Origin of the sequence: Trebonia sp., assembly GCF_030042015.1 — a bacterium.
Classification (GTDB): Bacteria; Actinomycetota; Actinomycetes; order Streptosporangiales; family Streptosporangiaceae; genus Trebonia.
The window spans coordinates 1-6,883 of sequence record NZ_JASIAL010000138.1; the positions used below are offsets into that span (position 1 = coordinate 1).

The 6,883-nt window shown below is 71.5% G+C and carries 7 protein-coding genes; 5 read left to right on the forward strand and 2 right to left on the reverse strand.

Translation table 11 applies throughout. From position 1 onward, the window contains the following. Positions 1-27: 27 nt before the first annotated feature. The 5 genes from Q1N79_RS07035 to Q1N79_RS07055 all read left to right on the forward strand — a co-directional run bounded on the left by Q1N79_RS07035 (position 28) and on the right by Q1N79_RS07055 (position 5,786). Positions 28-1,716 (forward strand): tetratricopeptide repeat protein, encoded by a 1,689-nt coding sequence (locus Q1N79_RS07035; protein ID WP_300605773.1) that lies wholly within the window; start codon positions 28-30, stop codon positions 1,714-1,716. Between the two features lie 342 nt (positions 1,717-2,058). After that, a complete protein-coding gene (locus Q1N79_RS07040; protein ID WP_300605775.1) occupies positions 2,059-2,418 on the forward strand; it encodes a hypothetical protein in 360 nt (119 codons plus the stop codon). A 6-nt stretch (positions 2,419-2,424) separates the two neighbouring features. Continuing rightward, positions 2,425-3,783 carry an alpha/beta hydrolase domain-containing protein gene (locus Q1N79_RS07045; RefSeq protein WP_300605776.1) on the forward strand — a complete coding sequence of 453 codons (1,359 nt, stop codon included), beginning with the start codon at positions 2,425-2,427 and terminating at the stop codon, positions 3,781-3,783. A gap of 230 nt (positions 3,784-4,013) precedes the next feature. Beyond that, positions 4,014-5,162: a 12-oxophytodienoate reductase gene (locus Q1N79_RS07050; RefSeq protein ID WP_300605778.1), complete on the forward strand. Its 1,149-nt coding sequence runs from the start codon at positions 4,014-4,016 to the stop codon at positions 5,160-5,162. A 150-nt stretch (positions 5,163-5,312) separates the two neighbouring features. Beyond that, positions 5,313-5,786, forward strand: coding sequence for a hypothetical protein (locus Q1N79_RS07055; RefSeq protein ID WP_300605779.1), 474 nt, complete (start codon positions 5,313-5,315; stop codon positions 5,784-5,786). 32 nt (positions 5,787-5,818) lie between these two features. Here Q1N79_RS07055 and Q1N79_RS07060 read toward each other — a convergent pair whose 3' ends face one another. Beyond that, entirely contained in the window at positions 5,819-6,673 is an 855-nt protein-coding gene (locus Q1N79_RS07060; protein WP_300605780.1) for a sugar phosphate isomerase/epimerase, read from the reverse strand. Continuing rightward, on the reverse strand, positions 6,670-6,883 hold a 214-nt coding region (locus Q1N79_RS07065), incomplete at its 5' end, for a Gfo/Idh/MocA family oxidoreductase (RefSeq protein WP_367185036.1). The genes Q1N79_RS07065 and Q1N79_RS07060, both read right to left, overlap by 4 nt.

The window sequence follows — 6,883 nt, forward strand, 5'->3', positions numbered from 1 at the left end:
CGCCCCGCCGCCAGGTAAGGAGCACGGATGACCGCGGCGTCCAGCCTGCCGCGGATCGTGGCCGTGGCCCAGGAACGAACCGGCGCGGGCAGCTGGGCGCAGGCCGCGGCGCTGTGGCAGCAGGTGGTGGACCTCAATCCGGTCAACGGCAGCTACTGGGACTACCTCGCCGAGGCCCGCTACGAGCTCGGTGACTACCAGGCGGCCCTGACCGCGTACGAGGCGGTGCTGCGCCTCGGCGCCTGGGGCAAACGGCTCGCCGACACGGTCTACCCGGGAGAGGCCGGCTACAGGATCGCCCGCTGCCAGCTCGGGCTCGGTGCACACGAACTCGCGGTCGCGGCCCTGTCCCGCGCGCTGGACCTGGGCTTTCGTGACCTCGACCGGCCACGCGCCGACCCGCTGTGGGAACCGTTGCGTGCCCGCGGGGACGTCCGCGACATGCTGGGGATCCTCGACAAGGACTCGCTGTCGCGCGAGCAAGGGTGGCGCGCGGACCTGGCATTCCTCGCCAGGGAGGTGCGGCGCCGCACGCCGTCCCGCGACTACGACGAGACGGAGTTCGGCGCGGCTGTCGCGCGGCTCGCGGCGGCCGTGCCTGAGCTGTCCGACGCGCAGCTCATCGTCGGCATGCTGAAACTGCTCCGCCCGCTGGGCGACGGACACGCCTATGTCGCGCCCGCCGAGGACGACCAGGACCTCAACCGGGTGCTGCCGGTCAAGCTGTACCTGTTCGCTGAGGGCCTGTTCGTGACCGCGGTCGCCTCCGCGCAGCACCGGCGGCTGCTCGGCGCGCAGGTCCTCGCCGTCGGCGAGCACGACGCCACCGAAGCGCTCGCCGCGCTCGAGCCGCTGCTCAGCCGGGACAACACTCAGCAGGTCAGGTGGCTCGGACCCGAGGTGCTGCGCTGGCCGCCGATCCTGCACGCGCTCGGGCTGCTCGCCGATCCCGGCTCCGTGCCGCTGACCGTCCGGTTCCCCGACGGCGCCAGCGGCACCGTGACAGTCGGCTCGCAGGCAGGCGGGCCGCGGACCTACCCGTCGATACCGCCGCCGCCGTCACCGACCCGGCCACGGCCTCCCGGGTGGATTTCGCTGCCCGACACCGTGCCGTCCCCGCTGCCGTTGTACCTGCGCAACAGCGACATCTTGTTCTGGTATGAGTACCTGGCCGACCGCCGGCTGGTCTACTTCCAGTTCAACGGCGTCGGCGATCATCCGGCCGAGCCGCTGGCCGCCTTCTGCGCGCGGCTGTTCCGGTTCATCGACAGGCACGAGGTCGCCACGCTGGTCATCGACCTGCGCTGGAACGGCGGCGGGAACACCTACCTGACCCAGCCGCTGCTGCACCACCTCATCGGGTGCGACAAGGTCAGCCAGCCGGGCGGGCTGTACGTGATCATCGGGCGCGGAACCTTCTCCGCGGCGCAGAACACCGCAACCGCGATCGGCCGCGAGACGGGCGCCGTCTTCGTCGGAGAGCCGTCCGGCTCGCGCCCCAACTTCATCGGGGAGGCGGTCCCGTTCCTGCTTCCGTACAGCAAGGCCACCGCCAACGTCGGGGACCTGTACTGGCAGACCTCCTGGCCGATGGATCACCGGCCGTGGATCGCGCCGGACATCTACACGCCACCGACCTTCGAGGCCTACAGCAGCAACCGCGACCCCGCCATGGAAGCCATCCTCGCCTGCCGGGAACACCTGCCCGGCGGCTGAGGCCCGGGCGCCCGGCGGGATGACCAGGTACGTGGACGCGCTGCCCGCGACGCGAGCCTGGTCGAACGCGGCAAGCGCGCGCTGCTGGTGTGGCCAGAGGGGCCGTCCCAGCCGCACCGCCGCGAAGGATGACAGTGATGCGCTGGCGGCCGGAGTGGTGCTTGCGCCGCAGCCCGGGCCATTTAGCGGCTTGTACTCCATCGCGTATCAGCCAGCTGGCGATGACACCCGTGACCGCGCCCATGCGGGCTGGTAGCGTGAGGGCTGGCAGGAGCGCCTGCCGCACTCCGAGCTGATCGCGGCCCGCGCCCGCGGTGGCTGTGAGGACAAGGGCCGTTAGGCGTGACTGAGGAAAGCGCGTTCAAGAAGCAGGTCAGGGACCAGATGGCCGAGACGGGCGAGAAGTACGCCGTGGCCCGCCGGATCGTCATTCAGGACGCCGCGATCCGCGGCGCCGTGCAGCGGAGCATCGAGCGGGCGGTCGGGCTCTCGGCGGTGGAGGTCGAGCTGGCCGCGGACCGGGTGCAGGTCACCATCCGCGCAACGCGGCCACAGGTGGCGTGGGGCTTTCACCGCCCCGCGCAGACCGAGGGGGTGTGGCGCGAACATTCCGCCGAGCCGCTTCGCGGCGAACTCGAGCAGCTGACCGGCAAGCGGGTGCGGCTGAACATCGTGCAGGTGCCCGGCCAGCAGGAGGCCTGACCTGCGATGACCGGCCGACGGACGCGGACCGCGGCCGCCAGCGGCCCCGTGACAGGGGGGAGAGGCTGGGCTTTCGGTAGCCCGCCAGACGTCGGCGACTACGGCTACGTGATCGAGGAGTTCCTGCTCGACGGCGTGGCCCAGTCCTATGAGCCGGTTCAGCCAGCCGCCATCGGGCGGGACGGGCGGTGGGCGGTCCGGCCGGGGGAGCGGGCCGGGTACCGGACCCGCATGTACGTCGCCCGCCCGGCGGACCCGGCGCGGTTCAACGGCGTCGTGATCGTCACCTGGCTGAACGTCACCGCAGGGTACGACCTGGGCGCGCCGTCCGCGCACGAGATGCGCGGCGGCTATGCCTGGGCCGGTGTCACCGCGCAGGCCGTGGCGGTCAACGGCCAGCCCGCACTGGCACCCGGCTTCCCCGCTACCCCGGGGCTGCCGCGCATCGATCCCGGCCGGTACGGGACGCTGCATCACCCCGGCGACCGGTATTCCTACGACATCTTCACCCAGGCGGCGCGGGCCGTCCGCCGCAGCCTGGGCGGGCTGACGCCGCGGCTGGTGATCGCCTCAGGCGCGTCGCAGTCAGCGGCCCGGCTCGGCGCCTACATCAACATGGCCGACGACCAGGAGCGGTGCTTCGACGGGTACTTCCTCATCACCCACTGGGGACTGTGCGTGTACCCGCCTGACCAGCCGCTCATGGTGACGTTCGGGCCGCTCGGCGACGGGTTCCACGGGGGAAGCTCGGCCATCAGCGACCGCGGCCGGGTGCCCATCCTGGTGCTCAACAGCGAGAGCGAGACGCTGCACAACGTCCCGGTTCGCCAGCCGGACTCCCCGACGTTCCGGTTCTGGGAGATCGCGGGCGCCGCGCACGTCGGTGAGGTGCCCGACCTGACACCCATGCAGGCGCGCGAGGGCCTGCCGGTGTTCCCGCCCGCCAAGAACGCCAACACCATCGACTGGACGTGGGTCCGCAACGCCGCCCTTGACCACCTTGCGCGCTGGGCGGACGCAGGGACGCCGCCGCCTTCGTTCCCGCTGATCGAGGCATCCCTCGAGGCCGGCATACACCATGACGACACAGGGAACGCGGCCGGCGGGATCCGCGTCCCCGAGCTGGAAGCGCCCACCGCGGTGCACTCGGGAACCAGGCCGGGGAACCCGCTGGAGGCGCTCATCGGGCAGACCGTCCCTTACCCGCCAGGGCAGCTCGCGGCGCGGTACGCCGGCGCCGCGAGCTATCTGCGGGAATGGGACGCCGCCGTCGACCGGGCCCGCGGCCGGGGCCTGGTGCTCGACGCCGACCTCGAGGGTCTGCGCCAGCGCGGACGGAAGACCGCGGCAGGCCTGTGGAGGTGAGCCCGCGCCACTGCCGGCACTGCGCGGGCGACTGCCCGGGCGGCTGCCTGCTCAGCGACGGGCGGTGCATCCACGGCTGGAATGACAGACCCCCACGGCAGTTCCGGTGGCGGGCGCTGCTGACCCGCCGGTGGTGGCATCGGGTGCTGTGGGGCGATTACTGACGATGGACAGGCGGCACGGTCCGTTCGGGATAATTGATCTTGTTTTCCTCAGCCAGCGGAGCGCGGATGACACAGGCAGCGGCGGATCGTGCCGGGGCGGCGGGCCAGGACATCACCCCGCTCCTTGAGCCGCTGCAGATCGGGCAGCTGCGGCTGCGCAACCGGTTCGTCATGCCGGGAATGCAGCGGTTCGGGTGCGTCGGCGGCGCGCCGAGCGACCGGCTGCGCGAGTACTACCGCCGCCGCGCCCTCGGCGGCACGGCGCTGGTGATCGCCGAGGCCTGCGCGGTCGACCATCCCAGTTCGGCCTCGAACGGCATCTTCGCCCGGATCGACGCGAGCACCAGGGACGCCTGGCGCTCGTGCGTCGAAGCGGTACACGAGGCGGGTGGCCGCATGTTCCTGCAGCTGTGGCACGCCGGAGCGGTCGATACCGGCGGGACGGACGTCGCGCCTGACTTCACCGCGCTCAGCCCGTCGGGGCTGGCGCATCCAGGCAAGCCGTTCGGCCGCGCGGCCACCGCCGCCGAGCTGGCCGCGATCAGGGAAGCCTTCGTGCGCGGTGCCGTCTGCGCCAGGGAAATCGGCGCCGACGGCGTGGAAGTTCACGCGTGCCACGGTTACCTCCTCGACCAGTTCCTGTGGCCGCGGACCAACCTGCGGACCGACCGGTACGGCGGCGCTTCGATCGCCGATCGGGCCACGTTCCCCGCCGAGGTGCTCCAGGCGGTACGCCAGGCGACCGGCCCCGACTTCGTGGTTTCTGTCCGGATATCGCAGTGGAAGGAGGCGGACTACGAGGCGAAGATCGCGGCGGACGCGGCCGAACTCGGCCAGCTCGTCTCGATCCTGCGAGCGTCGGGTGCCGACCTGTTCCACGTGTCGACCCGCCGGTTCTGGACGCCGGAGTGGGCGGGGTCGGATCTGGGCCTGGCCGGCTGGGTCAAGTCGCTGACCGACGCACCCGTGATCGCCGTCGGCAGCGTCGGTCTCGACGTCGACGTGATGGCCACGCTGTACGGCCAGGAGGCCAGGCCGACCGGCGCCAGCCGGATCGAGGACCTGCTCCGGCGCTTCCGGCGCGGCGATTTCGACCTCGTGTCCGTCGGCCGGAGCCTGATCGGCGACCCGGACTGGGTCGCGAAAATGCGCGACGGCCGCAGCGCGCAGATCAGGCCATTTCGCCGCGCGGACCTCGAGTGGCTGTCGGCGTGATCCTAGTGCGGCAGGCCTTGCGTGCCGTATGCCGGGGTAATCACCGGAAATTCGGATTGTGTTTCTGGCTCGTTTTCTATTCGGACACGTGCTGTTATACAGAGAGCAGGCTCTGCAGAGACGTGGTGACGTGGTGACGTGGTGATGCCGGTGCTTGCGAAACCCGCGGCGAACTGGACGCGTGGCTGGCCGGCCAGCGTGCCGGCGGCGCTGCTGTGCGCCATCATGATCACCGGATGCGCAAGCACCGGTGGTGGTGCCGGGCCGGCGCAGGCCACCGGGTCGCGGGACCCCCGCCCGTCCGCCTCGCCGAGCACCTGCTCGCCGTGGGCGGGCCTGGATGACCTGACCGACGTCATGACCTGGCTGCGCCAGCTGATCGGCGATGAGGTGATATTCGGCGCGGGCACCGCGCAGGCCAAGAGGGACGGCCTGGCCGTCGTGGTGTATGCGGACTCGCTCGACGGCCTGTGGGAGCAGCTTCCCCCGCGGTACGCCCGCGACCTGCGGGACTCCGTCCTGTCGGTGGCGGCCAGCCCCTACAAGGAGACCCCGGAACAGCTGAACACCGCCGCCAACGATGCCCAGACCCTTGCGACACAGATCAGCCAGCTGTGCTTCTAGCCCCGCTTTTGACTACTGCTCACTACTGCTCACTACTGCCAGCCGATCGCCAGCTCGCCAAGCAGGCGTTTCAGCGCCTGCGCGGCGCGCCGGAACTTGTCCGGGCCGCTGAAGCCGCCGTGACGTCCGGCAAGGTCCAGGTGCGGCTCAAGCGACATGAACCCCGCGTAGCCCGAGTCCCGCAGGGCGAGCAGCGTCTCGCGCAGCTGCCCGTCGCCTTCGCCCGCTGGAGTGACCTCGCCTGTCGCGGCCCGCGCGTCCTTGACCTGCAGGTACACCAGGTACGGCCGGAGCATGGGGTACGCGTCGGAAAAAGGCCTGACGCCGCACTGGACGTAGTTGGCGGGGTCGAAGGTGGCCTGCAGCGCGGGGGAGGCCACGCTGGCGATCAGGTCCGCGCACCGGCCAGGGAGGTCGCCGTAGATCTCCTTTTCGTTCTCGTGGGCGAGGATGAGCCCGCGCTCTTCGGCGATCCGCGCCAGAGCCCCCATCCGGTCGACGACCTGCGCCCGGTACCGCTCCGGCGGCTCGCCCGCCGGCATGTAGAAGGAAAAGACGCGCACGATCGCGGTGCCGAGTTCGCCGGCGATGCCGGCGATGCGGCGCATCCGTTCCAGCTCGGGCGCGAACGGCGCGCTGATCGCGACCTTGCCGATGGGCGAGCCGATCGCCGAGACCCGGACTCCCGCGTCGTCGATCGCCGCGCGGAACGCGGCGAGCTGGGCGGCGGTGAAGTCGGCGACATTCACCGACCACGCGCTGCGCAGTTCCAGGTGGGCGATGGACTCGGCTGCGAGCACGGACAGCTGGGTCCGCAGGTCGGGGGAGATCTCGTCGGCGAACGCGCTGAGGGTGACGGTCACTGTCTCTGTCTCTGTCACTGTCACTGGCCGAGGCTAACAGGGCGCCCGGTCCGTGATGACTCGTACACGGCGCAGACGATCTCAAGCGCCTCGCGGCCGCTTGCGCCGCTGACCGCCGGTTCGCGTCCCTCCTCGACCGACTCGAGCAGGTCGGCGATCTGCGCGGCGTGGCTGGCGGCGTCCAGGGCCGCGGGGCCGGCCGCGGCCGCCTGTGCCGGGGCGTGAGCGGGGGCG